The following is a 25,131-nucleotide window of genomic DNA, read 5'->3' as shown; positions in this document are numbered from 1 at the left end:
AATGCCAATAACAAAAAAAATATTAGTCAATCTCAATCTTTATATACATTTTTTATTCTTTTAACTTTTCCTTAGCTACTTCAACTTCAAATCCATCTACAAAGTTTTTTACATCTTTTAATTTAGTATCTTCTCGAATTGAATTAGGAATTTCTAGTTTTTTGTATACTTCTTTTAATTCAATTTTAGTTCCAATTGATACTTCTTTTATAGTCATATATCCCTTAATATCATCAATATTTAATTTAGACTCTTCAGTTATTTTCTGTGGTAAAACTTGAAAAATGCCAGTACTTTTACTTATAAATACCCCTGTAAAAAACAATCCTATTACAAGTATAATTACAGTTAATGTTTTTAATTTCTTCTTTCCAGTCTTATATTCTAATGCATCCTTTTTAGGACATGAGATCACGCACCTTTGACAACTAATACATTCTGCTGAGGTTACTTCTTTAACATTTGCTACCTTTATATTCATTGGACAGCTTTTACTACATAATCCACAATTTACACAAGCATCTTCGTTTCTAACAATTTTTGATGGGCTAATTTTCGAAATAATTCCATACACTGCTCCCATGGGGCAAAGGTATTTACAAAAGAATCTGTCATATAGCATAGATCCTACTAAAACAATAACTAACATTATAGTCCCTACTAAGTATTCAGTGGTTAAACTTGTGATTCCAGCACTAATATGTCCATATGCTGCCCATGGGTCATAAGGATCTACCCATAACCCTGTAGTTTGCCATGCGAAGTATAGAGTTCCCAGTAATACAATATACTTTAAATATCTTAAAGGTTTATCTATTTTTGAATGCATAATAAATCTTTTGCGAAAGATTTTCTTACCAATTATTCCAACGAACTCTTGAAGAGTTCCAAAAGGACAAATTAGACCACAGAAGCTTCTTCTAAATATTAAGGCTAAAATTAATGTTATCCCTAAAAGTATCATAGTTCCTGAAAATATCTTTTGTAAGAATGTCCCTGTAAACACCAAAATATATAGAGATTCTAGTGCACCATATGGACATAATGCATGTATTGAAGGTGCTACCCCTCCACCTTGAACTTGATGTAAATAAGCCTCTCTTGTCACCATTATTAAAAAAAATCCTAAGAGCACCCATCTTAAATATTTTGTAAACTTCTTGTTCATGATATCTCCCCCTATTCGACTATATTTATATGGTTTCTTTACTGAAACTTACCTTATACCTGTTAAAAATAGCTCCTCCTTGTATTTTTTAGACATGTATAAGTTTATAATTGAAGTTAGAACCATATATCAATTCTATAGTGATAAATTGATATAACTTTGGGGGAATTGTGAACGATTTGTGAAAAGTTGTTTTAATAGTAAATAAATAGTCTATAGAATTTTTTCTACAGACTATCTATTCTAATTCATATTCAACTTAATCTATTTATAAAGAAATTATGGAGAGTTTAATTCTTAACTGCAGTTATTCCATAAAAATTATCACCAATATCTATATTGGAGATATCCGAAAATCCACTCTTGGCTAACATATTTATCAATTCTAACTTATCTAGTCTGTGATCAACTGGAGGTCCAAATTCACTTTTGATTTTTTGCCAGTCTACAATTGCAATTTTCCCTTTAATGCTTATAATTTTTTTAACTTCTCCTAAAAATCTCTCAAGTTCCTCGGTCTCATGCAAAACATTAGCTATAAACGCAAATGTTATTTTACCTTCTTCTAATTTAAGATTGTTTTCTTCTGTCAAAATTGTTTCTATATTAAAAATATTATTTTCCTTTATCTTTATTTCAACCTCCTGAAGCATTTCAGACAAAATATCTAACGCAAATACTTTTCCATTCTTACCAACAATTTCAGCTGCAGGAATGCTAAAATATCCGATTCCACAACCTATATCCGCCACGATATCTCCTTCATGTAGTCCAAGACTCGTAAGAGTTTTTTCTGGTGGCAACATTTTTCTTCTTTCTTCATTATCTAGTTTATGCTTATTTTTCACATCAAATTTATGTGCCATTTTTTACTCCTTCTTTCTTTTAGTGAATGCTTATAAATTAACTTGCCCTTTTTCATAATACTCAATAAATGCAAAAATTCTAACTGGATTCATTAATGTTAATTATGGAATTATCATTTTTGACCATTCTGGAAACAAGTTATTTATACATACAAATAAGCTATGATACCAATTAGGAATAAGTTTACCTTAATAATCTTTAACCTATATCCTATGTTAATAGCATAGCTTATGACTCCACATAATTTACTTAGAAAAATACTCTAATTTGTCCTTTAGAACATTTTTGGGTTGAAATCCTACCATTTTTTCAGCAACTTCTCCATTTTTGAAGATGATTACTGTAGGTACAGCCATTACTTGATATTTTTGAGCTATATCACCACTTTTATCTACGTCAAGCTTAAATACTTTAACCTTTCCCTCCATTTCCTTCCCTAATTCTTCTACTATTGGTGCAAGCATTTTGCATGGTCCACACCATGTTGCAGAAAAATCTACTAATACTATATCTTTACTATTTAAAACCTCATTTTGAAATTCGTTACTATTTAATTCTCTAGCCATAATTTTACTCTCCTCCACTTTATTTTTTATTTATCTTTCTAAAGGTTTGATATAAGATCCTGTTCCACCTGAAACATTAATAACTTTAAACCCTTGCGATGCTAATTCTGTACAGGTTCTTGCACTTCTAGCACCTGATTGACATATTATGTGATACTCTTTTGTCTTATCAAGATATTTATCAGCATCTGATATAATGTTCCCCATTGGTATATTTTTAGCTGTCGGTACATGACCATTATTGTATTCATAGCCTTCTCTTACATCTATTAAATTAATCTTTCCTAATTTACTATCTAAATCATGAACACTGATTGTATTAAAATTTGAAAACATATTTCCTCCTCCTAAAATTCTTATTATTAGTTTATCTATAAAAATTTTAACCTATAGATCTTTTTACTATTCAGTATATTTCTGTCTAGTTTTTTATCTTTTTAACCTTCCTTTATATCCTCCAGTACCACCAGCAACATTTATAACTTTATATCCCTTTGAGGCTAATGATCCACATGTTCTTGAACTTCTAGTTCCTGATTGACAAATTATATGGTATTCCTTTTCCTTGTCTAAATACTTTTCAGTATTCTCTATGATCTTATTCATAGGAATATTTCTAGCATTAGGAACATGACCATTTTTATATTCATATGGCTCTCTAACATCAATTATATTTATCTTTCCTAATCCATCAATTTCACTAACCTTTACAGAACTAAATTTTTTCTTAAAAAGAAATCCAAACATAATAATCCTCCTAATTCTTCAATTAAATTTCACAATAATTTTTTTTAAGTACTTCAATTAACTCTCCAATTTTTTCGTCTCTAATTGAATAAGTTATTGTTTGACCATTTTTATTTGAATCTAATATTCTATGTGCTTTTAATACTGAAAGATGTTGTGATAACGCAGACTGAGTCAAACTACTAATCCTTTGATGAAGTTCACTTACATTCATTGGTCTCTCAATTAAATGACAGACGATCATCAATCTGTTTTCATTAGCTAAGACCTTTAAAAGCTCTGCTATTTCTTTTGCATGCTCAATCATCTAAATTTCCCCTTTTTCTCACTTTTATCATTAATAAATTACTTTGTATTAGTATATTAGTAAATCCTAATATACTAATATGATATGCAATTAAATATTTTTTGTCAAGACTCTTTGAAAAAATATTTATATAAATATGAAATTTAGAATTAAGTATACCATACTAAACTTTCACAAATCCCTTACATTTCTATCGAACTTCCATTAATATATAAAAAACTGGGTAAGAAGTCATTATGACATCTTACCCAGTATATAAATTCATATCCTTAATTATTATTATCTTCCCTCTTTCAAGTCTTATAAAACCTTTCTTTTCAATATTCTTCAAATTTCTGCTTACTACTTCCCTTGCTGAATTTAATTCAAAAGCTAGTTGACTATGGGTTGCATATATTATTTTGCTGTTTTTACTTTTTAAAAGCTTTATAAGTCTTGTTTCTAATGATTCATGAATCATTTTTTCTTTATTTTTAATCACTTTACTTAATTTCTTATGTAAATCCTCATAAATATACAAAAGAAAATCCGAATCCTTCATTATATATTCTTTTACTATATCAATTGGTATAATGCATATTTCTGAATATTGAATACTCTTACCTGAAATATTTAATGATTCAAAATTAGATATACAGCTTAGAGCTTCATGGCAGAATTCCCCCTCCTCTATATTATATAGGTTAGTGTGCCCTCCATTTTTATTTATTCTATTTATATTAATCATCCCTTTAAGAACAAATAAAATTCCATTACAGGTTCCCTCTTCAGCTCCTATATATTCATCTGCATATAGATTTTTAAAATACGCATGTTCACTTATTATTCCTTTATTATTTTTATCAATTTTCTCTAATACCGGGTATATTTTATATAAGAGATTTACGTTTTTTAATTTTGCATTTAATATTTCTCCATCATAACTCATCATACACCCTCCTCAGCTTTATTATTTAATCATTTAAAAAATAATATAATTCAGCTTTTAATTTATAATTACGCAGCTACTTTTTCATATCCTATTGATTTTTTAGGACATACAGCAACACACTTTCCACACTGTATACAATCAGGATGGCTTAATATATCACCTTTATAATCATAAGGAACTAAGCCAATTGGACATTTCTTCTCACATATCTTACAAGAAACACATGATGAAGATACCTGAAGTACTTTTTTATTTTTTTTGAATTTTGATGTTATTGAAGCAAGAGTTCCCATTGGGCAAAAATTACACCATGTTCTGTGATTATATATTAATGACAGTGCCACTCCTATTATAGTAGTTATCACTATTAATCTATAAAATACCATTCCTATACCATAAAGATTACCCCAATTTTTAATTATTCCTGCAATAAATTGCATCATCATAATTGTCAATATTAAAGCTCTGAAGTAATACGATTTAAAAATTTTCGGTGGTTTTCGTATATTACTAAATTTAGAAACTACATTATCATAAAAATTTCCTCTAGGGCATAAATTTCCACACCAGAATCTCCCTTTAAAAACAGATACTATTACAGGTGCTATCATGCAGATACCTGCTAAAACCCCAATTCTCAAATCAAGCATACCAATCAATATAAATGCTACCAGCAACGTAAATGAATACTTTTTCCACAGTTTAAAGATTTTTCTCATTATGATTCCTCCAAGTTATTAAAATACTATTAAATAAATGCACTTGTTAAACAGTGCTTTTTTATTTTAATGAATATCTTTAATATTTTCTGTGACTTTGTCACATATGTGAAATCACTTTTCCTCTTTTTAGTTTTTTTCTTTGCTACTTCAATTCCTAACAATATATATCTATAAATAATTTAAAATCATTGTTAAAAATCAAACAAAAGAATATTGACTTATTAATCACTATATCGTAATATATGAATATAATAATTTATATAGTATACTTTAGAAAGTAGGAAACACTATGGATAAAGATTTTGATAAGTATAATGATGTTTCAGAAATGCTTAAAGTACTGGCTCATCCAGTAAGACTTTGCATTGTACGTGGGTTATTAGAACACGGTGCCTGTAATGTTACTTATATGCAAGATTGCTTGGACACACCTCAATCTACTATATCTCAACATCTACAAAAATTAAGAACTGCAGGTATTATAGAAGGCAGGAGAAACGGTCTTGAGATATTCTACAAAGTTTGTAATGAGCAAGTTGAAAATTTAATTAAACTATTTTTTGGTGAAAATAATTAATTTTGGAGGTATTAATATGAGTAAAAAAGTTTTAATAGTTGGTGGTGTTGCTGGTGGAGCTTCTGCTGCTGCTAGACTTAGAAGATTAGATGAAACTGCTGAGATAATTATGTTTGAAAGGGACGAATATATCTCTTTTGCTAATTGTGGATTACCTTACTATATTGGGGAAACAATAAAGGAAAGAAGTAAACTTTTAGTTCAAACACCTGACGCAATGAAGGCAAGATTTAATATAGATGTTAGAAATAACAGTGAAGTTATGAGCATAGATGCAAAAAATAAAAAGGTTAAAGTTAATAGTAAAGATAAAGGAACTTATGAAGAAAATTTTGATTACTTAATACTTTCTCCTGGAGCAAAAGCCTTAAGACCTAATATACCTGGAATAAATAGTAAAAATATTTACACATTAAGAAACATTCCTGATACTGATGCCATAAAAGCATATGTTGATAAGAAAGGTGTTAATAGTGCTGTAGTTATAGGCGGTGGCTACGTAGGTGTTGAAATGGCTGAAAACCTAAAAGAAAGAGGTTTAGATGTTACTCTTGTTGAAGCAGCGCCTCATATTCTTGCACCATTTGATTCTGATATGGTTGTTCTTGCAGAAAAAGAATTAGTAGAAAACGGCGTTAAACTAATACTAAACGATGGGGTTAAATCCTTTAATGATGTAGAAAATCAAGTTGAAGTTACTTTAAATAGCGATACAAAAGTTACTGCTGATTTAGTTATATTAGCTATAGGGGTAGCTCCAGATACTACTTTTATAAAAGATAGTGGCTTAGAATTTGGACCAAGGGGCCATATCATTGTTAATGAAAAAATGGAAACAAATATGGACGGTATTTATGCTGTTGGAGATGCTGTAGAAGTTGTTGATTTTATAACTAAACAAAAAACTGCTATTCCTTTAGCTGGTCCAGCCAATAAACAAGGTAGAATTGCTGCTGACAATATAGCTGGTTTAAATTCAACCTATAAAGGAACTCAAGGAACTTCAATAATTAAGATATTTGGATTAACTGCTGCTGGTACTGGAGCAAATGAAAGAACTCTTCAAAGAGCAAATATGCCTTACAAGGTTATATATGTACACCCAGTATCTCATGCATCTTATTATCCAGGCGCAATCCCTATGTCTCTTAAATTGATATTCAACGATGAAGGAAGAATATTAGGTGCTCAAGGAATTGGCTTTGATGGTGTTGACAAAAGAATTGATGTTATAGCTACTACTATAAGACTTAATGGTACTGTAGAAGATTTAGCTGAACTTGAACTTTCTTATGCTCCACCTTTCTCTTCTGCTAAAGATCCAGTTAACATGGCTGGTTTTGTAGCTCAAAATGTTTTAGCTGGAAGAAGTAATGTAATTGCTTGGAAGGATATTGAAGAATTTAAAAATGATGACTATATGCTTGTGGACGTTCGTTCTGAGGTAGAATTCAATAATGGACACTTAGAAGGTGCAGTAAATATACCTGTAGATGACTTAAGAGAAAGACTTAATGAGTTAGATAAGAATAAAACTATTGTTGAATACTGCCAAGTAGGTTTAAGAGGATATATTGCTGATAGAATTTTAAGTCAAAATGGCTTTAAGGTTTTAAATGTTACTGGAGGGTATAAAACTACATCAATGTTAGACTTTTCTCCAAAACAAACTGAGTCAAATGACAATGATGATAGCAATGATACTCACTCTGCCCTAACTATTGATCCTGACACTCAGGTAGTAAAAACAGATGAAAACTCTAAAGGTAAGTATGATAAAGAGTTGGATGCTTGCGGACTTTGTTGTCCTGGTCCACTAATGCAGGTTAAAGCTTCTATTGATGATTTAAAGGATGGGCAAATCCTTAAGGTTTCTGCCTCTGACCCTGGATTTTATGAAGATATTAAGGCTTGGTGTAAAAGAACAAACAACGAATTAATAGATATATCAAAAAAGGGTGGTAATATAATTGCCTATATAAAAAAAAATGTTAAAAATAGAATAGTTAATGAAAACATGCCTACAATGCCTATAAAAGACAATAAGACAATGGTTGTATTTAGTGGTGATTTAGATAAGGCAATTGCATCTTTTATAATAGCTAATGGCGCAGCTTCAATGGGTAAAAAGGTTACCATGTTCTTTACCTTCTGGGGACTTAATATTCTTAGAAAACATGAAGCAGTTAGTGTACAAAAAGGCTTTATGGATAAGATGTTTGGGTTAATGATGCCAAGAGGAAGTAAGCGACTTAAACTATCTAATATGAACATGATGGGTATGGGTGGAAAAATGATCCGTAAAGTTATGAAGGATAAGAATGTTTCATCTCTTGAGGATCTAATACAATCAGCTATAGATAGTGGAATCGAAATTGTTGCCTGCCAAATGTCTATGGATGTTATGGGACTTCATAAAGAAGAATTGATTGATGGAGTTAAAATAGGTGGTGTTGGTTATTATTTAGGTGAAGCTGAAGATTCTAACGTTAATTTATTTATATAAAACAAAAAAGTAAGATGGCTTAAAGCTATCTTACTTTTTTCTATACTTACTATAACAACGCTTTTGCTCATTTCAAAGTGTTGATTTACTAAATTTCCATTATAGAGTACCTATTCTTAAATAAGACCACTACTCCTCATTTTTTGCTTTACACCAATTTGTACAAAATTTAGTTTTTTTATTACACAATACCTTTTTGGAACCACACTTAGGACAGACTCTTTTATCCTGTTCATAGTTAATATCATAATCTGCATCACAATCTAAACATTTAAATTTACAAAAGTTTGTTGTGTAATTTCCTCCACTTATATTTATAGCTTTGCCCTCAGTTAGTGCTATAGCTACCTTTTTTCTTGCGCTATCTATTATATTTTGGAAGGTTTGTCTAGATACTTGCATTTTTTCAGCACATTCCTCTTGTTTTAATTCTTCAATATCTTTAAGTCTCATAGCTTCTAATTCTTCAACCTTTAGTACCACTTCTTCTATCTGACATTTAGGTTTTCCAATTGGAATAAAATACGTATCTTTAGGAAAAAATTCTACATTTCTAAATTTAGTCGGTCTAGCCATACTTAACCTCCTTTATATCTCTGCTATTTTATAAAACACTATTCTATGTTATCTTCTTCAATCTTAATAGTTGTTGTATAACCAGAACTGAAGCTCCAACTGCAATTGATTTGTTTTTAAAATATCCACCCCTATTAAAGATAACTTCATTATTCTTAATATGGCATTTTTCTAATGCTACTTTTATAGATGTATCATAAAATAATTGAGAATTTTGAATTAAAGGTCCACTTAATATAATCAATTGTGGATTAAATAACTTTATATAATTTGCAAGACCTATTCCGAAATGCATAGCAGAGTCTAACAATATATTAACAGCAATATAATTTTTACTTTCTGCTAGAATTAATATATCTTTATAGCTTATTTCTTCTAGATCTTTATTGATTAATACTTTTTCTTGGCTTTTCACTTCTGCTATAAATTTTTGCTTTATTTTTAATATTGAAGCATAGCTTTCAATGCATCCGTTATTTCCACATGAACATAGTTCTCCTCTTGTATCAACAATCATATGCCCAAATGCATCTTCTGCATTATTTATTGTTCTAATTAAAATACCAGATGAGATTGCTCCAGTTCTTATTCCCACACCACAATTAATATAAGCTATATTTTTCTTGCCTTTACCACTACCAAAAAAATATTCTCCTACAACTGCTGTATTGGCGCCATTATCTATATATACTGGTACTTGAAATTCTTTTATTAGTTTATCATGTAAATATTCAGTGTTAAAATCCCCAACTGTTCCTATTCCAATTCCTATCACCATTTTCCTGTCGATACTTAACTCTATTAGTAAGTCTTTTATATTCTCAGGTAAAAATTTAGTTATATTCTCGATATCATATGGATTATTTATTATCTTATCTGCTACTATTTCTATTTTTAAGTTTGTTATAGTTATCTCAATATATGTTCTAGATATATCAATACCTATAATATAAAACTTCTGTGGATTGACATCATATAAAATAGGTTTCCTTCCTCCAGTTGATTCAGCAATAGCTGATTCAATTATTAATTCATTATCAATCAGAACCTGAATATCTCTATTTAATGTTGTTAATTTAATTTTTGTTTTATTTATTAATTCATTTTTTGTTATTGGACCACATTTTTGTACAATATCAAAAATATATTTACATCTATCATTTAGATATTCTAGTATTTTATAAGCATTCATTTTCATATGCTCCTTTATAATATTAATAATATATTAATATCTTTTATAACTTTTGGCAAATAAAATAGTCCGTAGAATCATCTCTACAGACTATTTTTTAAGTATTTGCTTATTTTAGCAATTGTTCTTTTCTAGCTCTATATTCTTCTTCACTTATTTCACCTTTTGCAAATCTCTCATTTAATATATCAATTGCATTTGATGAAGTTCTATTGGCTACTGAACTTATATCTTTTTTATTTATAGCCTTATATACAAAATATATTACTAATAAAAGAATTATAATCATTGGTATCATCATAAAAAATCCTGCACCTCCATATCCATACCCACCAAATCTTCCATAACCTAACCCATTACAGAACATATAAAATTCCTCCTTTATTCATATGTTTTTATTAAGTTCTATCTTTGATTTTATTATATTATTTAATTGTGAAGGAATTATGGAGAATTCTATTTCCTTGTTATTATTAATATCAATTTTATATTTTAAATTTTTTAAATATATTATACTTTAGAAAATCAATAACAATCATAAAACACATAGTAATCACTAATAAAATAAAGATTTGGTTTATTAAAATATTAGGAATAAATGAACCAATTGTACCAATTAATATAAACCCAATTATTGTGGTTATATTTACTATCAATAAATTTTTATTAGGGATTGATGACCAAAAATGTTTTCTTTCTCTTACAATTAACATTCTAAATTGTGTATTAAATACGAGACTTAACATTACTAACGTACGAAGCTTTTCAAACTCCAAATGAAAGTAATTTATACCAATAAAAATTATAAATAAGTCTTCAAGTGCAAAAAAGACACCAAGAATCAATGAAGAAATAGTAATATTTTTAATATCCCATTCATTAGGTTCATCTGTAGCCTTTACATTGTCAGTTGCAATGGACATTGTAACAAAATCATTGGCAAAAACTAATAATGACATACCTAATAATGAAATAGCTATATCATGTAACCAAAAAAATCCTACAGTAAATAGCACAACTACTTCTACAACTTTAGTAATCTTATTTATAACCCAAGTTAACATTCTTTGATATGTTTTTCTACTAACTTTAACAGCATCAATTATTTCACTTAATCCTGGTTTAGTTAAAACTATACTTGCAGATGCTTTTGCCACATCAGTAGCTGAACTTACAGCTGTTCCCAGTTCTGCCTGTTTCAATGCAGGTGAATCATTAACTCCATCCCCGGTCATTCCAACAACATGTCCATTCTCTTGAAGTAATTTTACTATTTTATATTTATCTTCTGGATATACCTCTGCAAAGCCATCACTACTTCTAATTAATTTTAACTGTTCCTCATGATTTAAGTTATTTAAATCACCCGCTTTCTTAATTCTATTACCTATTCCAACTTGTTCTGCTATTTCTCTAGCTATTGCCTCACTATCTCCTGTTAGCATTATACTTTTTATTCCTAATTTCTTTATTTCCTCTATCATTATTTTTGAATCTTCTCTTGGAGGATCTGCTATTCCGAGCAATCCTACAATTTTAATCATATTTATATCTTCTATATCTGATATTGCAACTGCTATTGTTCTTAATCCTCTTTGAGAAAATTTATTTATAGCTGATTCAATTTTCTCCAAGGTTATTTCATCTATTTTGTTACAAATACCTATAATAGTTTGCGCTGCTCCCTTAATAATTCTATAGTTATTTCCATTAACTTTAACAATTGCCTCTGTTCTCTTTATCGACGGATTGAATGGAGTATATTCAAGCTGCTCATATTTATCAAAGTTAAAATTATTAGCTCTTGCATAATTAATAATAGATATATCTATTGCATCCATACCTTCTTCTTTAGATGCTGCCGCAGCTATTTCAGTTACATCTTCTTTTGTATATTCTTTAAAAGGAACGCTATCTACAACTGTTAGCCTATTTTGAGTTATTGTACCTGTTTTATCAAAACAAAATATATCTATGGAGGCCGCATCCTCTATTGAATCAAGTTTTGTTACTAAAACACCCTTTCTAGATAGCTCTGTAGCTCCTACAGCTTGTACTATTGTTAAGACTGCAGGTAATGCTACAGGTATTGCCCCTATTAGAAAAACTACAATAAAAGATAATATCAACAAAATATCTTTATGAAGATATATTGCATATGCAGAAACTATAATTGATGCTATTATACCTAAATACATCATATACTTTACAATACTTAACATTAATTCTTCTTGTTTTGACTTAGGTTTAGCTATTTTAACTAGTTCCACTGTTTTTCCAAAGTATGTGTTAATGCCAGTGTTTATAACTACACATCTAGCTTCTCCTGCTTTAACCACTGAACTTGAATAAATTACATCTTCGCTTTTTAAATTTTTAGGTAAAGACTCACCAGTTAATGCTGATTCATCAATAGATATCTCCCCACTAATTATACTAACATCTGCGGGAATTAAATCTCCTAATTTAACTATAATTATATCCCCTGGAACAACTTCCCTTGCATCTTTTAATACCCAATTTCCATCCCTTAATACTTTAGCTTTTATTTCTAACTTCTTTTTAAGAAGTTCTACTGCTTTTTTTGAATTTCTTGATTGTAAGAATCCTATAAGCGCATTTACAGTAAGCAATATAAAAATTATTATACTTTCAGTATAATGTTTCAATATGACTGTAAGAACTATTGCTAATTCTAATAACCAAGGCATAGGCCCCCAGTATCTTTTAAAAAACTCAATAAGTGGATTTTTTTTAATTTCTTCAACCTGATTATATCCAAACTTTTTCACACGATTATTTGCTTCCTCTGTAGAGATTCCATCTTCAGATGTTTCCAAAAATTTCATTATCTCATTAGAAGACATTTCCTTATATTCAAAAGTACTTTTAGTTTCTAAAATCATTCTTTTAACACCTGCTCTTTGCTTTCCTTATACTTTGATAATATCAAAAACAATATCCAAATAATTACTCCACCTAGGCTTACTAATTGCGCTATTCTAAATGATCCTAGCATTAAGCTATCAGTTCTTAAGCCTTCAATAAAAAATCTACCTATAGAATACAATCCTAAATAACTAAAGAATACTACACCTTGTTTTCTATTTTTTCTTAGAATTATCATCAATATTATAAATACTACTAGATTCCATAGTGATTCATATAAAAAAGTAGGCTGATAATATTCTCCATTGATATACATCCCTTTTTGAATAAACTCAGGAAAATGTTTTATATATTCATAAGATACTACCCCTCCATGGGCTTCTCCATTGAAAAGTTTCCCCATCTTCCAAGTGCTTGAGCAATAATAATTGATGGAGCTACCACATCTACAATCCTAAAAAAATTAACTTTTTTATATTTTGCAATAGCAAATGCTGAAATACCGCCAAATAGAATACCTCCATGAATTGCAAGTCCACCTTGCCTTAGATTAAATATTTGTATTAAATCATGCTTGTAGTATTCAAATTCAAAGGCTACATAATAAAGTCTTGCTCCTATAATTCCTATTATTAATGAGACCATTAACACATCTATAATAGAATCAAAATCTACTTCCCTATATTTGCAATTAAACTTAGCCAATATAACGCCCAATACAATCCCTAGACTTATAAATACACCATACCATCTAATATCCATTCCAAAAATATAAAATGCGACTGGATTCATTATTTATTCCTCCTTTTATTCTTATTGCTATCTATAGTATATATACTTTTGACCATTTTGGCAATAAGTTTTGTTTAAATAAAGCTAGTATACTAATGCACCTAGATTTATTTAAAACCGCATTAATATACTAGCTTATATAAATTTTAGTTATACTTATCTTTCTAATGGACGAATATAAGATCCTGTTCCCCCTGAAATATTAACAACCTTAAACCCTTTCATTGATAATTCTGTACAAGTTCTTGCACTTCTTGCTCCTGATTGACAAATTATATGATACTCTTTTGCTTTATCAAGATATTTATCTGGTTCTGAAATAATTCTTCCCATAGGTATATTTTTAGCTGTTGGTACGTGACCTCCGCTATACTCATAGTCTTCTCTTACATCTATTAACTCTATCTTACCTATCTTGTCATCTAAATCATGAACACTTATTGTACTATAATCACTTTTATTAAAACCTGAAAACATATCTTTTCCTCCTATTATTTAAATCTTATTTTTTTATTATTTCATTTAAAGTCTCGTAAGTATGCTCTATTATTTCAGCACAACCTATTTTATCTTTTTTTAAATCCTTACACAATTCTGATCCATATTTTTCTCTTATACTTGACATTAATTCTCTTGTATGTTGTCTAGCATTATTAGTCTCTTCGTTACTTTCTCTTCCTTTTAAATATCCAATTATGGCAGTTGCAGCTCCGGCTGCCCCGCATATACTTCCCACAGTGAAACCTGTTCCCATACCACTTCCTAATGCTATTGGAATATCTGTATTGTTTTCTTCATTAAATCTCTTAATTATTGCTTCTCCACATGTATATCCTTGTTTATGGTATTCTGATGCTTTTGTCATTTGAATTCCTCCTAAATTATTATCTTTTTAATGTGCCTCTGTATCCACCTGTACCACCACTTACATTTATTACTTTATATCCTTTTGATGCCAATATTCCACAGGCTCTTGTGCTTCTTCCTCCTGATTGGCAAATTATATGATATTCTTTTTCTTTATCCAAATACTTCTCTGTATTATCTAAAACTTTATTCATTGGAATATTTTTAGCATTAGGAACATGACCATTCTTATATTCATATGGTTCTCTAATATCAATAAGATTTATTTTCCCTAACCCATCAATTTCATTTACCTTTATTGAATTATATTTTTTATTCATCAAAAATCCAAACATAATAATCCTCCTAAAATTAATTTTATTAATATAAGTAATTTAGATATTTCTAATATACTAATATAATATGAAGTTCTATTACTTTTGTCAATACTTTTTAAATCCAACTCAGTAAAATATAGTCAAAAAAGCTAAATCTAAAATGGTTAACTTTTTAGATTTAGCTCCTTAATTTTAAATTTCGCAATAATTTGCTTTTAATACTTCAATTAACTTTACAACCCTCTCATCTCTAATAGAATAGGTTATTGTAAGTCCACTTTTATTTGACTCTAATATTTTATGTGCTTTTAACATTGAAAGATGCTGAGATAATGCTGATTGGGTAAGGTTATCTAAACGTCCATGAAGTTCACTTACATTTAGTGGTCCTTCAATCAAGTGACATACAATCATTAATCTATTTTCATTTGCCAAAACCTTTAATAGTTCTGCTATTTCCTTTGCATATTCTTTCATTTTTTGTCTTTAGTGAGAGTGTATTACAAGTACCCATCTCTCACTAACTCCTCCTTTCTTACTATTCCCTTTTTAATGTCTAATAAATTATTATTGTAGACTCAAAAAATCTTTCTTGAAATTCTACTAATGCCTTTATTTGCTCTTTGTTATATCTGTTTAATTTTTTACAAACTACTAGTTTATCCTCAATATCATCGGCTCTTTTTATTATTGCTACAACGTATCCTTCATATGTTTCTAAAGGCTCAAATTCGCCAATAATATATACATCGATCTCTTCTCCATCTCCTGATGTAGTATTGGGAATAAATCCATAATTTAATGAATATATAAAGTTATGTTCAGGGTGTTTAGATCCCAATGGCCTATCTATTTTCACTTTAACATTTTCGCCTAAGTAAGATTCCATGTAACTACCTCTCTACTTTATGTTTATAATACTTCTTCTATTCTGTTATCCTTGTATATCTCCATGCCATATATAAGTATATTACATATTTCTAATACACTTATATAGTATTGGGTTAAATTCTTTTTGTCAACTCCAAACTTATTTTATGAAATTCGCTCCTCTTTTATTTTATAAAATAAATTTATCTTAGGAAATTTATCCATTTTATGTATATAACATGAAATCACTTTCTTTTTTTACTGTATAATAGAATTGTAATATTTTTATTTATTGGGGGATTGAATTATGAGAGACCAGATTCTATCAACAATATTTCAATGTATTATACTAATTGGAATACCGTGGATAGGGTATATGCTTTTTACTAAAGAGAAGCTCGGTTTTTGTAAATGGATTGGATTATACAAACCTAATAACAGTAAGTGGATAATGAAAGCTCTTTTAATACTCATTATATCAGTTATAATTATGGGTGGTCCTATTTTTATTTTTGAGACATTTAATGTTATTCCAAAAGGAATGGTATATTCTTTAGATGCTAGTGGTAAGGGCTTTACTGCTGAAATAATCGCCATTGTTCTAATAAAAGCTATTTTTCAAAATGCACTATCTGAGGAAGTATTCTTTAGAGGTTTTATAGGGAAAAGGCTTGCAAATAAATTTGGTTATTTATCAGGTAATTTGATTCAGTCAATACTTTTTGGACTTCCACATGGTTTAGCATTCATAATTGCTTATAAAGCTTATGTTTTTGGTATTATTCTTTTTCTCGCTGCTGCAACAGTAGGTTTTTTACAATTCTATATTAACGAAAAGAAGGCTAATGGAAGTATATTCCCTAGTCTAATTATACACAGCATTATGAACATAATATCTAATATTTAATTAAAAGAACATTTGAAGGAGCGTGATATTCCAATGAAATTTATAGATATGGATAACTGGAAAAGAAAAGACCATTATAAGTTCTTTAAAGAATTTGAATATCCACATTTTAATATTGGTGGAAATGTTGATATTACACAATTTTATAAATATATTAAAGAAAATGAACTTCCTTTTTTTATATCAACCTTATATGCTGTATCGAAAGCAGCAAATAACATAAGGGAATTCAGACTTAGGATTAGGGAAGATAGGGTTATTGAACATGAAGCTGTACACCCTTCTTTTACAGTCCTTGCAGATGAAGAATTATTTAGTTTTTGTACATCAAACTTTATTGATGATTTTAATGATTTTAAAACTAATACATTAAATGATATAAATGATGTAAAAAATAATGTTATTATCAAAAATGAACCTGGTCGAGATGATCTATTATATACTACCTGCATTCCATGGATTTCCTTTACTAATATAATTCACCCTCTTCATATGAATCCAGTAGATAGCATACCTAGAATAGCCTGGGGCAAGTACTTTGAAGAAGGTGGTAAAATAAAGATGCCAATATCTGTACAGCTTCATCATGCATTAGCTGATGGAATACATATTGGTAAGTATTTTAATCTACTTCAAGAAATATTAGATAATCCTTCTAAGTATCTATAAAACATAACTCAAAAGACTATTAGGGATAAACAACTATCCTAATAGTCTTTTTTCTACATCTTATATATCAACCACTTACATGTATTCATTTCATATTTAAGTTCATAAACTCTACTAGCTTCATTAATTACGCTTTGACATCTAAAAAGTATCATTGGATTCCCTGCTATTTTTTCTTTTTCCTTATACAGTACTCTATCAACCTTTATAACAGTTGTTGATTCATCCTCATTCTTCACTTTAAATCTTATGGGCCTTGGGGTACCATCCTCTGTAAACCAAGCTATCATCTCAATTGTCTTGAAAATTACTTTCATAAGTCTCAACTCCTCATAATAAACTTGACATAATCTTATAGTCTTCTTCCCCCACTCCCCCACTCATATTTCTTATACCTGAATGTAAAAATGAAGATCTTAATATGGACTTTGAACCATACTTAAGACGTATTTTATCAATAGTTTTATCTAAAGCTCTTATTTTGTCTATATCCTTATGGTCAAATAATCCATATTGATAAAATTCATTTGTACAAAAATCGGTAACCTGTACTCCCATATGTCTTATTGGTTCTCCTTTCCATTTCTCATCAAACAAATTACAAGCTACCTCTGAAATTATCTGAGTAGAATCTGTTGGACAATATAGTTTTCTTTGATGAGAATAATTAAAAAAGTCTTTACTTCTGATACTCATTGAAATAACTCTACAACAATTTTCAGAATTTCTAAGTCTTGTTCCTACCATTTCTGAAAGAGAAAGTAGTATAAGATGTGCTGTTTTTCTATCCTCCACATCAAAAGGAATTGTTGTAGAATTGCCTATTCCTTTCATGTCAATGTGCTTATCACTTCTTACCTCAGAACTATCGATTCCATTTGCATAATTCCATATTAAAGTGGCATGGCTTTTTAAATAATACCTTAAAATATCTAAATCATAATTAGCTAGATCCCCAATTGTAAATATATTAAGCTTATTTAATTTAGGTAAAGTAGCTCTTCCTACCATAAATAAATCTTCTACTGGTAGTTTCCACATTTTTTCCTTTATTTCCCAGGAAAACAACGTGTGTATATTATCCGGTTTTTTAAAATCTGAAGCTACCTTTGCCAAAAGTTTATTTGTAGATATTCCTATGTTTACTGTAAAACCTAACTCTCTTTTAATCCTATTTTTAATTTCCTCCGCTAGCTTCATATAATCTGGATATATATGCTCCATATTTGAAAAATCAAGAAAGCTTTCATCTACTGAAAATCTTTGTATCTTAGGGGTATATTCTTCCAATATCACATTTAAAGCATTGCTGCATTGCATATAAAGCCAGTATCTAGGAGGTACAACCACTAGATCTGGACATTTTTGTCTAGCTGTAAATAAGGTTTCCCCTGTGTTAATTTTATATTTTTTTGCTGGAATAGACTTTGCAAGAACTATTCCATGTCTACTCTCTTCACTTCCGCCTACTACAGAAGGAATATCACGTAAATCTACATTTTCGCCTTGTTGCTTTCTATAGCTTGCTTCCCAGGATAAGTAAGCTGAATTAACATCAATATGAAATATTAGCCTATTTTGTTTATTCATAATATACATCCCTTTTTATTGATTGAAGTTAAAGCTCTTTCTTTTCTAGCTCTATTATATGCGAACATCTGTTCTGTGTAAAGTATTTTTTAGCTTTATATGAAAAAATAGCCACTAGTTAAACGCCCTTCTCAAGAACTTTAATTTTTTATTAATTTAATTTCCTAAACTAGAATATAGAATGAAAATTTACAAAAACTAAATGTAATATTAATTCTACATTTATTTAAAGGAGGAATTATTTTAATGCCTACTATTAATATGCTTTCTTCAGCTGATAAAGTAAAAGGGCAAGGAGTTTTGTCAGCTTATCTTGAACAAGTTAACTTAGTTAAAAATGGACTTAATGATGATTATAAGATTAAAATAAACAACTTTAACTTTTGTGATATTATGCACTACCATACTATTGACTTTAAGTTTTTCTTAAGCATTCCTCTATCAAAGCTTCTTGGCACAAGCGTAGCTTATGTACACTTTGTACCAGAAACAATCGAGGAAAGTCTAAAACTTCCTAGTGTAATAAAAAAGGTGTTTTATAAATATATGATTTATTTTTATAAAAGTGTTGATCATTTAGTTGTGGTTAACCCTTATTTCATTGATGTTCTTAAAAAATATAAAATAGATGAAAATAAGGTAACTTATATACCAAACTTCGTATCTGAGGATAATTTCTATAGATATGATGAGGAAGAAATAAATTCAATTAAAGAAAAGTATGGAATTCCACTAGAAAAGTTTGTTGTTTTAGGGGTAGGGCAAGTTCAAACTAGAAAAGGCGTTATGGACTTTATTAAGGTTGCTGAAAATCTTCCTGATATTCAATTTATATGGGCAGGTGGTTTTTCTTTTGGTTCTATAACTGATGGATATAAAGAACTTAAAAAAGTTACAGAAAACCCTCCTCCAAACGTCAAATTCTTAGGAATTATTAATAGAGAAGAAATGAATGATGTCTATAATATTTGCGATTTAATGTTTTTACCTTCTTATAATGAATTATTTCCAATGTCAATTCTTGAAGCAATGGCATTAAAGGTTCCTGTTCTTTTAAGAGATTTAGATATATATAGTAATATATTATTTAACTATTATTTAAAAGGAGATAACATATCAGACTTTACTGAAATAATAAAAGCCCTACAAGCTAAAAATGGAGAATATAAAAATTGGTGCAATAGCTCTTGGAAATGTCATGAATTTTATTCTAAGGATTATGTCTTAAAAATGTGGAAAAAGTTCTACGACGAAATATACTCTAACCGTAGTACACCTTTTAGGAGAAATACGAATGAAAAATAAGGTGTTTAACATAATTATAGTAATTGTTTGTGCGGTAATATTTTTATCATTTTTCCTTTTTACTAAAGGGTTAAATACTTTAATAGAAGAACTAAAAAGCTTAAATACAGCTTGGATACTTTTATCTGTTTTAATGATACTTTTATTTTGGTTTCTTGAAATGCTAGCATTTTATGTCATTGCCAAAGCATTTACTAAAACTAAAAACTTATTAATTAAATCTTTTAATATTGAAATGGTTGGTTTATTTTTTGCTGCTGTTACCCCTTTTTCTGCTGGAAGTCATCCTGCTCAGCTATATGCAATGACAGAAAGTGAAATTCCTGCTGGAACAGCTGGTTCCATTTTAATGATAAAATTTATAATACACCAAGCTATAAATATAGTTATATTGCTCTTAGCTTTTGTATTCAAATTTAATTACTTTAATACAAAGGTTAAATACTTCTTATACCTATGTATCTCAGGTATTATTGTGCACATATTAATTATGATTCTTGCAATATTATTTTCAGTTAATAAAAACCTAACAAAAAAAATATTCTTATTTGTTTTTAATTTTCTAAAGAGATTCAAGTTTATGAGAAAAAGCGGTTACACATTTGAAAAGCTTGAAGTTGAACTAGAGAAATTTCATGAGAATGCTGCTCTAATGACTAAGAATGTAAAGATGTGTATTTATGCTTCTATATACACATTTTTTCAATGGTTAGCCTTTTTTACTATACCATACTGTATTTATAGAAGCTTTGGATTTAATTCAGCAGATATATTCACAATGATTTCTGCCCAAATCTTTTTAATAAACTTTATGGCAATTATTCCTCTTCCTGGTGCTGAGGGTGGTGCTGAAGGTGGATTTTATTTGATTTATAGCTTATTTTTTAAATCAGGTACAATTATTACTGCAATATTTTTATGGAGAATACTAACTTATTACTTAACTGTAGCTGTGAGTGGTATTTTCACATTAATAATTCCACATATAAAATTTAAAAAAGAAAAACTATTATAGTTAAGTTTTACTATAATAGTTTTTCTTTTCTCTTATTAGCTTCTGGAGTTAGTTAGTTTTATTAAATCAGCACTTACTTCTTCATTTGCATGTGTAATACGATAATATTTATCTAGCATTTCATCTCCAAAAATATTACTTGAGTATCTATTGGCCTTGATAATGGCTTTTTTCCTCATATGAGCTCTTAGATATCCATCTCTAAGTATTTTACATATATAATATTCAAACTGAGCTTTATCCTTATATGAAAATCCATTTTCTCCTTGTTCTATTACACCATCTATACAAGGATCATATTTGCAAACCACAGGACATCCACTGCTTAAAGCTTCTATATAGGTTAATCCTTGTGTTTCGCTAGTGGACGCTGTGACAAATATTTCAGCTATTCTATAATATTTATGAACTTCTTTTGAATCTATCATTCCTGTAAATATAACATTATCTTTTATATTCATTTCTTTGACTTTTTCTTTTAGCTTATTTAAGTATGGGCCTCCACCCACTATTAGAAATTTTATATTTTTAAATTCCCTTATTAAATTAGGGAAAAGTTCTAAAATTTCACTTATATTTTTCTCTTCCCCAATTCTCCCGATATAAGCTATAACCCTATCATTCATACTAATTCCTAATTTTAATTTAATATTATACATTTCTTCATAAGATATTTTTTGTTTAAATCTACTTAAATCTATTCCGGTTGGAACTACATAAATAGGCTTATTTACTCCATAGCTTAATAGTGTTTTTTTAGTTTTTTCAGTAGGGGCAATAACGCTATCTAAGCTATTTAAGAGAAGTTTAGTTATTCTTGCTGAGGTCTTTTTCCTAATTATCTTTCCCCCTAATAAATAATCCAAATAATTTTCATACATGGTGTGATATGTATGTATATGTGGAATATCTAGTTTGCTTGCGATATATTTAGACACGAACATCATAGAAAATTCTGTTTGAGAATGAATAACATCTGGTTTCCATTTTATAATTTCATTTATTAATCTATTATGTAAAGGAAACTTAATTCTAGCATCAGGATACACCCCTATTCCAATGGATTTTAAGAAATATATATCACCTTCAACTTTTTCGACCCCATTACTAGACAGAGTTAAAATCTTAACAGAATGTCCTCTATATTTTAATTCCTTATATAAATTATTAACTGAAGTAGATACTCCATTTATTACAGGAAAATATGTATCTGATGTTATTAATATTTTCATTAACTTTGCCTCCTAGCAAATATTATTACCCTTATATAGTTATTGTTTCCACTTATAGAAAAAGAAATCCTATAAAAAAATAAAATACCTAAATTATTATATTTAGATATTTTATATATTTAATATTCAACTTTTTTAATTTCTAATATTCTCATCCTATAGGCATTCATTGCAGTCTTGCCAAGCTTATCTAAAAGTTTTGAATTTGCATAAGCACCTACAAATGCACCTATAAAGGGTACTAACTGCAGAAGCTTCGCTAAATCTATATAATCCCTATATTCTTGTTGAAATTCACGCCAATCAAATTCATTAATATTTCTTGGTAAGGTTGCTACATTTTTTTCCCACTGATCCATCACTTCAAAAATTTCATTAGTCTTTGCTTGACTTGAAAAAGCTAATTGAAATATATAAAGAATATATAGTCTCTCTCTATAATCTTTTACATCGAAGCCGTAAATAGCAGCCATTTCATACAAGAATTTAATTTTTATACTAAGTAATAGTGGAAAATCTGCAAGCCCTAATAGAAAACCTCCTGCACCTGTACCAGCACCTTCTATAATGGCAGTATTTTTATAGAAATTAATTTTTTCTTTTGCAAGTTCATCTCTAAGTTCTAATGATTTTCCTTCAATTGGCTTCTTAGCTATATATTCTGAACCAAGCAAAACTCCTTTTGTCATATTTTTTATTGCAGCAGTCATTATATCATGATATTTTTCAGGTAGAATTCCATTAAACTTATTTTGAACTCCTTTTGAAGCTCTATTAAAAATAGAAGGTTTCATTCTCATTTCACGTTTCCATCTATTTAATTCAGAAATTACTACTCTATTATGATCATACATGTTAATTCTCCTTGATAATATTACTTATTTATCATATATTATATCATTTTTATTAATTTCTTATTAAAATTTAGATAAACATTAGAATATTCATAAAATTTAGCAAATACTATAGTAAATTACTGAAAATGAGATTTATCATCAATATTGTTTTGTTTTCAGACTTTGATATAATTAGCCAATATGATACCATATTAATTGTTATGTAAAAACGACAAATTTAAATTTCTACTGGAGGTGGGACAACCTTCCTTTATTGAAGTTACATGGGAAGATGGAATTGATAATAGCTACATATATATTAATATTAAAAAGATTAATTAGGAAAAGACTCTATAAATATTTTCAAAAATTTCATCAAGGTAGGTGCATATAATTATGGATAAAATCAAAAACGTTTCAATACGTACTCGTATCATGGGATTAGTATTTTTAGCTATGCTATTATCAAATATAGGTATAATGACTAGCTTATCATATAATACATACGGTAACTTCTTTCAAATAGTTACTCCTTCAGTTATTAGTAAATCAGTAATCTTTATTATTATATTTCAGGCAATAGCATTTTTTCTATCTGAAGGTCTTCTAATAAAGCCTTTAAAGAAAAGTGTTTTATTAGCTGATTCAATCTCAAATAATGATTTAACTGCTAGTATTGATACTTTACAACACGGAGAAATTGGACAACTTATTGACTCACTTTTAACAGCTCAAGAAAACTTAAAAACGCTAATATCTACAATACAAAATTCTTCTGGAAAGGTTACTCTATCCGCTGAAGATTTGAATCAAATAATTACACAAGCTAATGAAAAAGTTACAGAAATAGATGAAGGTGTTAATAAACTTATATCTCATTCTTATGAGAATGCTGAAAGCATTAAACAAACTTCTATTGCTCTATCTGGAATAACAGATAACTCCCAAAGAACTGCAGAGCTTGCTTCAAAAATTGAAGAACATGCAAAAGGTGTTCACTCTGCTGCTGAGGAAGGTAAAACTTCAGTTGATTCCATTGTAGTTGCTATAAAAGATCTTGTTACTAACACAAAAGAAGTAAATACTGAAGTACTTGGACTTGAAGCTCAAAGTAATAAAATATCTGAAATAATTAGTATTATTTCTCAAATTTCAGAGCAAACAAACCTATTAGCTTTAAATGCTGCTATTGAAGCTGCTAGAGCTGGTGAAGCAGGTAAAGGCTTCTCTGTAGTTGCTGAGGAAATAAGAAAACTTGCTGAGGATACAAATACTTCTTTACAAGATATCGGAAATCTTATTAAAGATATGAATATAAAGACAAAGAACGTAGTTTCAGCAGTTAATGCAGCTGGAGAAAAGGTTGCAGTTGGTGTATCTAAATCAGATGAAGTAAAATTAAGTATAGATAAAATTATTGATAGTATTCAAAGTACTTTCTCTATGTTATCAGATATAACTGATGGAGTAACTACCCAAGCTGCTTCTCTTGAAGAAATGACAGCAACAATCGAAGATATAAGTATGACTATAGATAGTGGACTTAATGTTTCAAATGATATTCAAGAAAAGCTTAATACACAAGAAAATTTATTTACTAAGATTGATAAAACTTCAGGTGAACTTGTAACTCTATCTGAGGATATGAATAAGCTTACAAAGATATTTAAAGTATAATATAGA

28 protein-coding genes and 1 pseudogene are annotated in these 25,131 nt (G+C 28.8%); 7 read left to right on the top strand and 22 right to left on the bottom strand.

Annotation, left to right across the window (positions count from 1 at the left end; all coding sequences use genetic code 11):
- Window positions 1–52: 52 nt before the first annotated feature.
- The 8 genes from L1S47_RS02050 to L1S47_RS02015 all read right to left on the bottom strand — a co-directional run bounded on the left by L1S47_RS02050 (window position 53) and on the right by L1S47_RS02015 (window position 5,305).
- Window positions 53–1,171, bottom strand: a complete 1,119-nt coding sequence (locus L1S47_RS02050; protein WP_373689017.1) for a 4Fe-4S binding protein — start codon at window positions 1,169–1,171, stop codon at window positions 53–55.
- 287 nt (window positions 1,172–1,458) lie between these two features.
- The gene (locus L1S47_RS02045; RefSeq protein ID WP_238881818.1) at window positions 1,459–2,034 is read right to left on the bottom strand and encodes a class I SAM-dependent methyltransferase; all 576 of its coding nucleotides are present in this window, start codon (window positions 2,032–2,034) and stop codon (window positions 1,459–1,461) included.
- 246 nt (window positions 2,035–2,280) lie between these two features.
- On the bottom strand, window positions 2,281–2,601 hold the full coding sequence (trxA, locus tag L1S47_RS02040; RefSeq protein ID WP_202767154.1) for a thioredoxin: 321 nt from the start codon (window positions 2,599–2,601) through the stop codon (window positions 2,281–2,283).
- A gap of 30 nt (window positions 2,602–2,631) precedes the next feature.
- Entirely contained in the window at window positions 2,632–2,937 is a 306-nt protein-coding gene (locus tag L1S47_RS02035; RefSeq protein WP_238881817.1) for a rhodanese-like domain-containing protein, read from the bottom strand.
- A gap of 93 nt (window positions 2,938–3,030) precedes the next feature.
- Window positions 3,031–3,348 carry a rhodanese-like domain-containing protein gene (locus L1S47_RS02030; RefSeq protein ID WP_202767156.1) on the bottom strand — a complete coding sequence of 106 codons (318 nt, stop codon included), beginning with the start codon at window positions 3,346–3,348 and terminating at the stop codon, window positions 3,031–3,033.
- A gap of 22 nt (window positions 3,349–3,370) precedes the next feature.
- Window positions 3,371–3,655, bottom strand: a complete 285-nt coding sequence (locus L1S47_RS02025; protein ID WP_202767157.1) for a helix-turn-helix transcriptional regulator — start codon at window positions 3,653–3,655, stop codon at window positions 3,371–3,373.
- A 244-nt stretch (window positions 3,656–3,899) separates the two neighbouring features.
- Window positions 3,900–4,586 carry a Crp/Fnr family transcriptional regulator gene (locus L1S47_RS02020; RefSeq protein WP_373689011.1) on the bottom strand — a complete coding sequence of 229 codons (687 nt, stop codon included), beginning with the start codon at window positions 4,584–4,586 and terminating at the stop codon, window positions 3,900–3,902.
- A gap of 65 nt (window positions 4,587–4,651) precedes the next feature.
- Window positions 4,652–5,305 carry a 4Fe-4S binding protein gene (locus L1S47_RS02015; RefSeq protein ID WP_238881815.1) on the bottom strand — a complete coding sequence of 218 codons (654 nt, stop codon included), beginning with the start codon at window positions 5,303–5,305 and terminating at the stop codon, window positions 4,652–4,654.
- A gap of 292 nt (window positions 5,306–5,597) precedes the next feature.
- Between L1S47_RS02015 and L1S47_RS02010 the strand changes: the two genes are divergently transcribed.
- Together L1S47_RS02010 and L1S47_RS02005 are read left to right on the top strand one after the other, a co-directional pair.
- Window positions 5,598–5,885 (top strand): helix-turn-helix transcriptional regulator, encoded by a 288-nt coding sequence (locus L1S47_RS02010; protein WP_238881814.1) that lies wholly within the window; start codon window positions 5,598–5,600, stop codon window positions 5,883–5,885.
- Between the two features lie 16 nt (window positions 5,886–5,901).
- Entirely contained in the window at window positions 5,902–8,391 is a 2,490-nt protein-coding gene (locus L1S47_RS02005) for a DsrE/DsrF/DrsH-like family protein (protein ID WP_238881813.1), read from the top strand.
- Between the two features lie 129 nt (window positions 8,392–8,520).
- On the opposite strand, the gene L1S47_RS02000 is transcribed toward L1S47_RS02005, so the two are convergent.
- The 10 genes and pseudogenes from L1S47_RS02000 to L1S47_RS01955 all read right to left on the bottom strand — a co-directional run bounded on the left by L1S47_RS02000 (window position 8,521) and on the right by L1S47_RS01955 (window position 15,913).
- Window positions 8,521–8,967 (bottom strand): DUF134 domain-containing protein, encoded by a 447-nt coding sequence (locus L1S47_RS02000; RefSeq protein WP_238881812.1) that lies wholly within the window; start codon window positions 8,965–8,967, stop codon window positions 8,521–8,523.
- Window positions 8,968–9,010: 43 nt separating this feature from the next.
- Window positions 9,011–10,159: an ROK family protein gene (locus tag L1S47_RS01995; protein WP_238881811.1), complete on the bottom strand. Its 1,149-nt coding sequence runs from the start codon at window positions 10,157–10,159 to the stop codon at window positions 9,011–9,013.
- Window positions 10,160–10,268: 109 nt separating this feature from the next.
- Window positions 10,269–10,526 (bottom strand): SHOCT domain-containing protein, encoded by a 258-nt coding sequence (locus tag L1S47_RS01990; RefSeq protein ID WP_238881810.1) that lies wholly within the window; start codon window positions 10,524–10,526, stop codon window positions 10,269–10,271.
- A gap of 118 nt (window positions 10,527–10,644) precedes the next feature.
- Window positions 10,645–13,065, bottom strand: coding sequence for a plasma-membrane proton-efflux P-type ATPase (locus tag L1S47_RS01985; protein WP_238881809.1), 2,421 nt, complete (start codon window positions 13,063–13,065; stop codon window positions 10,645–10,647).
- A pseudogene (lgt, locus tag L1S47_RS01980) lies at window positions 13,062–13,840 on the bottom strand (prolipoprotein diacylglyceryl transferase). The gene L1S47_RS01985 and the pseudogene lgt overlap by 4 nt, the downstream one beginning before the upstream one ends.
- A gap of 156 nt (window positions 13,841–13,996) precedes the next feature.
- Window positions 13,997–14,317, bottom strand: coding sequence for a rhodanese-like domain-containing protein (locus L1S47_RS01975; protein WP_238881808.1), 321 nt, complete (start codon window positions 14,315–14,317; stop codon window positions 13,997–13,999).
- Between the two features lie 25 nt (window positions 14,318–14,342).
- Window positions 14,343–14,705, bottom strand: a complete 363-nt coding sequence (locus L1S47_RS01970) for a C-GCAxxG-C-C family (seleno)protein (protein ID WP_238881807.1) — start codon at window positions 14,703–14,705, stop codon at window positions 14,343–14,345.
- A gap of 19 nt (window positions 14,706–14,724) precedes the next feature.
- On the bottom strand, window positions 14,725–15,042 hold the full coding sequence (locus L1S47_RS01965) for a rhodanese-like domain-containing protein (protein ID WP_238881806.1): 318 nt from the start codon (window positions 15,040–15,042) through the stop codon (window positions 14,725–14,727).
- 174 nt (window positions 15,043–15,216) lie between these two features.
- Window positions 15,217–15,501, bottom strand: a complete 285-nt coding sequence (locus L1S47_RS01960) for a helix-turn-helix transcriptional regulator (protein WP_202767170.1) — start codon at window positions 15,499–15,501, stop codon at window positions 15,217–15,219.
- A gap of 79 nt (window positions 15,502–15,580) precedes the next feature.
- Complete coding sequence (locus L1S47_RS01955; RefSeq protein WP_238881805.1) at window positions 15,581–15,913, bottom strand: inorganic diphosphatase; 333 nt, start codon at window positions 15,911–15,913, stop codon at window positions 15,581–15,583.
- Between the two features lie 288 nt (window positions 15,914–16,201).
- Between L1S47_RS01955 and L1S47_RS01950 the strand changes: the two genes are divergently transcribed.
- Window positions 16,202–16,801, top strand: coding sequence for a CPBP family intramembrane glutamic endopeptidase (locus L1S47_RS01950; RefSeq protein ID WP_238881804.1), 600 nt, complete (start codon window positions 16,202–16,204; stop codon window positions 16,799–16,801).
- A gap of 33 nt (window positions 16,802–16,834) precedes the next feature.
- Entirely contained in the window at window positions 16,835–17,470 is a 636-nt protein-coding gene (locus tag L1S47_RS01945) for a chloramphenicol acetyltransferase (RefSeq protein ID WP_238881803.1), read from the top strand.
- Window positions 17,471–17,523: 53 nt separating this feature from the next.
- Here L1S47_RS01945 and L1S47_RS01940 read toward each other — a convergent pair whose 3' ends face one another.
- The gene (locus L1S47_RS01940; RefSeq protein WP_202767174.1) at window positions 17,524–17,787 is read right to left on the bottom strand and encodes a hypothetical protein; all 264 of its coding nucleotides are present in this window, start codon (window positions 17,785–17,787) and stop codon (window positions 17,524–17,526) included.
- 13 nt (window positions 17,788–17,800) lie between these two features.
- Entirely contained in the window at window positions 17,801–19,060 is a 1,260-nt protein-coding gene (locus L1S47_RS01935) for a DNA polymerase IV (RefSeq protein WP_238881802.1), read from the bottom strand.
- 246 nt (window positions 19,061–19,306) lie between these two features.
- Here L1S47_RS01935 and L1S47_RS01930 point away from each other — a divergent pair, with 246 nt between their 5' ends.
- Together L1S47_RS01930 and L1S47_RS01925 are read left to right on the top strand one after the other, a co-directional pair.
- Window positions 19,307–20,365 carry a glycosyltransferase family 4 protein gene (locus L1S47_RS01930; protein WP_238881801.1) on the top strand — a complete coding sequence of 353 codons (1,059 nt, stop codon included), beginning with the start codon at window positions 19,307–19,309 and terminating at the stop codon, window positions 20,363–20,365.
- Window positions 20,355–21,380, top strand: coding sequence for a lysylphosphatidylglycerol synthase transmembrane domain-containing protein (locus L1S47_RS01925; RefSeq protein WP_238881800.1), 1,026 nt, complete (start codon window positions 20,355–20,357; stop codon window positions 21,378–21,380). Before L1S47_RS01930 ends, L1S47_RS01925 begins: the two co-directional genes overlap by 11 nt.
- Window positions 21,381–21,415: 35 nt before the next feature.
- On the opposite strand, the gene L1S47_RS01920 is transcribed toward L1S47_RS01925, so the two are convergent.
- Complete coding sequence (locus L1S47_RS01920; protein ID WP_238881799.1) at window positions 21,416–22,612, bottom strand: glycosyltransferase family 4 protein; 1,197 nt, start codon at window positions 22,610–22,612, stop codon at window positions 21,416–21,418.
- Between the two features lie 119 nt (window positions 22,613–22,731).
- Complete coding sequence (locus L1S47_RS01915) at window positions 22,732–23,466, bottom strand: EcsC family protein (RefSeq protein ID WP_202767185.1); 735 nt, start codon at window positions 23,464–23,466, stop codon at window positions 22,732–22,734.
- A gap of 378 nt (window positions 23,467–23,844) precedes the next feature.
- Between L1S47_RS01915 and L1S47_RS01910 the strand changes: the two genes are divergently transcribed.
- On the top strand, window positions 23,845–25,125 hold the full coding sequence (locus tag L1S47_RS01910; RefSeq protein WP_238881798.1) for a methyl-accepting chemotaxis protein: 1,281 nt from the start codon (window positions 23,845–23,847) through the stop codon (window positions 25,123–25,125).
- Window positions 25,126–25,131 lie beyond the last annotated feature (6 nt).

Source organism: Clostridium sp. YIM B02551, from assembly GCF_022324735.1.
Taxonomy (GTDB): domain Bacteria; phylum Bacillota; class Clostridia; order Clostridiales; family Clostridiaceae; genus Clostridium_T; species Clostridium_T paridis.
This window is presented reverse-complemented; position numbering and strand designations above follow the sequence as displayed.

Bases quoted from the DNA above. Each gene is read 5' to 3' on its own strand.
- L1S47_RS02045 (WP_238881818.1), bottom strand. From the start codon at position 2,034: ATGGCACATAAATTTGATGTGAAAAATAAGCATAAACTAGATAATGAA.
- trxA (WP_202767154.1), bottom strand. From the start codon at position 2,601: ATGGCTAGAGAATTAAATAGTAACGAATTTCAAAATGAGGTTTTAAAT.
- L1S47_RS02035 (WP_238881817.1), bottom strand. From the start codon at position 2,937: ATGTTTTCAAATTTTAATACAATCAGTGTTCATGATTTAGATAGTAAA.
- L1S47_RS02030 (WP_202767156.1), bottom strand. From the start codon at position 3,348: ATGTTTGGATTTCTTTTTAAGAAAAAATTTAGTTCTGTAAAGGTTAGT.
- L1S47_RS02025 (WP_202767157.1), bottom strand. From the start codon at position 3,655: ATGATTGAGCATGCAAAAGAAATAGCAGAGCTTTTAAAGGTCTTAGCT.
- L1S47_RS02020 (WP_373689011.1), bottom strand. From the start codon at position 4,586: ATGATGAGTTATGATGGAGAAATATTAAATGCAAAATTAAAAAACGTA.
- L1S47_RS02015 (WP_238881815.1), bottom strand. From the start codon at position 5,305: ATGAGAAAAATCTTTAAACTGTGGAAAAAGTATTCATTTACGTTGCTG.
- L1S47_RS02010 (WP_238881814.1), top strand. From the start codon at position 5,598: ATGGATAAAGATTTTGATAAGTATAATGATGTTTCAGAAATGCTTAAA.
- L1S47_RS02005 (WP_238881813.1), top strand. From the start codon at position 5,902: ATGAGTAAAAAAGTTTTAATAGTTGGTGGTGTTGCTGGTGGAGCTTCT.
- L1S47_RS02000 (WP_238881812.1), bottom strand. From the start codon at position 8,967: ATGGCTAGACCGACTAAATTTAGAAATGTAGAATTTTTTCCTAAAGAT.
- L1S47_RS01995 (WP_238881811.1), bottom strand. From the start codon at position 10,159: ATGAATGCTTATAAAATACTAGAATATCTAAATGATAGATGTAAATAT.
- L1S47_RS01990 (WP_238881810.1), bottom strand. From the start codon at position 10,526: ATGTTCTGTAATGGGTTAGGTTATGGAAGATTTGGTGGGTATGGATAT.
- L1S47_RS01985 (WP_238881809.1), bottom strand. From the start codon at position 13,065: ATGATTTTAGAAACTAAAAGTACTTTTGAATATAAGGAAATGTCTTCT.
- L1S47_RS01975 (WP_238881808.1), bottom strand. From the start codon at position 14,317: ATGTTTTCAGGTTTTAATAAAAGTGATTATAGTACAATAAGTGTTCAT.
- L1S47_RS01970 (WP_238881807.1), bottom strand. From the start codon at position 14,705: ATGACAAAAGCATCAGAATACCATAAACAAGGATATACATGTGGAGAA.
- L1S47_RS01965 (WP_238881806.1), bottom strand. From the start codon at position 15,042: ATGTTTGGATTTTTGATGAATAAAAAATATAATTCAATAAAGGTAAAT.
- L1S47_RS01960 (WP_202767170.1), bottom strand. From the start codon at position 15,501: ATGAAAGAATATGCAAAGGAAATAGCAGAACTATTAAAGGTTTTGGCA.
- L1S47_RS01955 (WP_238881805.1), bottom strand. From the start codon at position 15,913: ATGGAATCTTACTTAGGCGAAAATGTTAAAGTGAAAATAGATAGGCCA.
- L1S47_RS01950 (WP_238881804.1), top strand. From the start codon at position 16,202: ATGAGAGACCAGATTCTATCAACAATATTTCAATGTATTATACTAATT.
- L1S47_RS01945 (WP_238881803.1), top strand. From the start codon at position 16,835: ATGAAATTTATAGATATGGATAACTGGAAAAGAAAAGACCATTATAAG.
- L1S47_RS01940 (WP_202767174.1), bottom strand. From the start codon at position 17,787: ATGAAAGTAATTTTCAAGACAATTGAGATGATAGCTTGGTTTACAGAG.
- L1S47_RS01935 (WP_238881802.1), bottom strand. From the start codon at position 19,060: ATGAATAAACAAAATAGGCTAATATTTCATATTGATGTTAATTCAGCT.
- L1S47_RS01930 (WP_238881801.1), top strand. From the start codon at position 19,307: ATGCCTACTATTAATATGCTTTCTTCAGCTGATAAAGTAAAAGGGCAA.
- L1S47_RS01925 (WP_238881800.1), top strand. From the start codon at position 20,355: ATGAAAAATAAGGTGTTTAACATAATTATAGTAATTGTTTGTGCGGTA.
- L1S47_RS01920 (WP_238881799.1), bottom strand. From the start codon at position 22,612: ATGAAAATATTAATAACATCAGATACATATTTTCCTGTAATAAATGGA.
- L1S47_RS01915 (WP_202767185.1), bottom strand. From the start codon at position 23,466: ATGTATGATCATAATAGAGTAGTAATTTCTGAATTAAATAGATGGAAA.
- L1S47_RS01910 (WP_238881798.1), top strand. From the start codon at position 23,845: ATGGATAAAATCAAAAACGTTTCAATACGTACTCGTATCATGGGATTA.